2 protein-coding genes are annotated in these 2,070 nt (G+C 73.9%); both read right to left on the reverse strand.

Annotated elements, in window-relative coordinates; genetic code table 11:
- Window positions 1-568, reverse strand: a 568-nt coding sequence (locus ACXJKL_RS19950) for an RCC1 domain-containing protein (protein WP_457208737.1), incomplete at its 3' end; no start/stop codon positions are given.
- Window positions 569-722: 154 nt separating this feature from the next.
- Window positions 723-2,070: PKD domain-containing protein (locus ACXJKL_RS19955; protein WP_457208738.1), on the reverse strand; the 1,348-nt coding region annotated here is incomplete at its 5' end.

The raw sequence follows: 2,070 nt of genomic DNA on the forward strand, positions 1-2,070 counted from the left end.
TCCTGCCGGCGGCGACGGCGACGGCGTTGCTGAGGCCCGCCACGGTGACAGGAGAACGCCGCAGGGTCGTCGTGCCGTCCCCGAGCTGGCCGTCGGCGTTGAGCCCCCAGGTGCGGACGGAACCGTTCGGGAGCAGCGCGAGCGAGGAGTTGTGGCCGGTCTCGACGGCGGTGACGCCGGCGAGCCCCGGGACCTGGGTCGCGGTCGAGCGGTTCGCCGTCGTGCCGAGGCCGAGCTGTCCCTCCACGTTGCTGCCCCACACCCACACCGTGCCGTCGTCGCGCAGCGCCACGACGTGCTCGYGGCCGCCGTGCAGGTCGACCACACCGGTCAGACCGGTGACCGGTCCGGGCGTCAGCCGGGCCTGGGTGGTGCCGTTGCCGAGCTGGCCGAACGCGTTGCCGCCCCAGGTCCACGGCACGCCGCCGGGAGAGATCGCGGCGGCCGCGGCCGGAGCCGGGCCGGCGTCCGGGGTCCGCGCGCCGGCGGGCACCAGAGGGGCGAGCCCGACCATCAGGACGGCTGAGGCGCACGCAGCCCCGCGGCGTGTCCATCTCGAGCTCGTCACCGGGCACCCCTCGCTCGTCGTGTCCTCGACGCTAGACAGGCGCCGCGCCGGCCGCACCACCCATTTCGGGGATCATCGCCGGCCATCCGGCCGACGCGGACGCCCGATGTCCTGAGGATCGGCCTCATCACATGCGGCCTCACGAGATGCGACGTCATGAGGATCGGCGCAGCAGGATCGTCCACATCGTCGCGCTCCCGGACGGTGCGTCCGCCGTGGCGCTGAGGCCGCCGTACGGCCCGGCCGCCACGGGTCCACCCGAGTCCGCGAGCACGCTGCAGATCCGGCCGGAGCTGGTGCCGCAGAGCGCCTGCCGCTGGGTGACCCCGCCGGGCAGGGTGAAACCGGTCGTCGCCGACGACTTGTCGGCCCAGTAGGACACCGCCCAGGCACCGGCACCCGCCTGCACCGTCGGCGTCGTGTGACCGGAGCGAGACACCGTCTCCGACGCCTTGGCGACGACCGGAGTGAGCATGTCGCCGGAGTAGGCGGCCACGGTCAGCGTGTACTTCGCGGCAGCGTCCATCGTCAGCCGCACCGCGCGGCCCGCGTCGCCGGCCGCCGCGACCTTCGTGTAGACGCTCGTGCGCATCGAGCCGGAGGTGGCGGTGTCGACCAGCGTCCATCCCGTGACGCCCGTGGGCGCACCGACGACGCGCGTGGTGTCGTTCAGGCTCAGCACCATGAGCAGCTGGTCGCCGGCCGACGTGCCCGCCGGGACGACGGTGCTGGGCGCGGACACGTTGCCCTGGGTGGCGGTGCTGCCCACCACCGCGATCGGTCGCACCGCGACCGGCGTGACGCTGCGGGCGGTGGTCCCGGTGCCCTGGTCGTCGTCGGTCACCGTGAGCGTGACGCCGTACGTGCCGGTGGTGCCGTAGGTGTGGGTGGGCGAGGCGCCGGTCGTCGTGTCCGTCGTGCCGTCACCGAAGTCCCAGGCGTACGTCGCCACCGTGCCGTCGGTGTCCGCGGACGCGGTCGCGTCGAACGTGCACTCGAGGAACGAGCAGCTCGCCGTGAACGATGCCGTCGGGGTGGCGTTGGTGCGCGTGACCTGGACCGGGACCACGAGTGATCCCTGGGTGCCCTCGTCGTCGGTGACGATCAGCGTCACGTCGCGCGTGCCGGCCGTGACGAAGTCGTGGCCGGCGCTCACGCCGGCGGCGGTGCCGCCGTCGCCGAAGTCCCACGTGTACGACGTGACCGATCCGTCCGCGTCGCTGGAGCCGGTGGCGTCGAAGTCGCAGTCGGTGCTGGCGCACCGGACGGTGAACGCCGYCGTCGGGGCGGCGTTGGCCTCGACCGTGCGGAGCACGATGGACCAGCTCGTCGCCGTTGCGCTGGAGCTGTCGGCGGTGGCCACCAGGTCGCCGTACGGTCCGGTGGGCACGGCGCCGCCGGAGTCGGCGAGCGTGCTGCAGACGCGGCCGGTGCCCGTGCTGCAGAGGGCGTGGCGACCGGTCACCGAGGCCGGCAGGGTGAAGGCGGTGGACGCGCTGGAC

The organism is Nocardioides sp. P5_C9_2 (genome assembly GCF_054049555.1).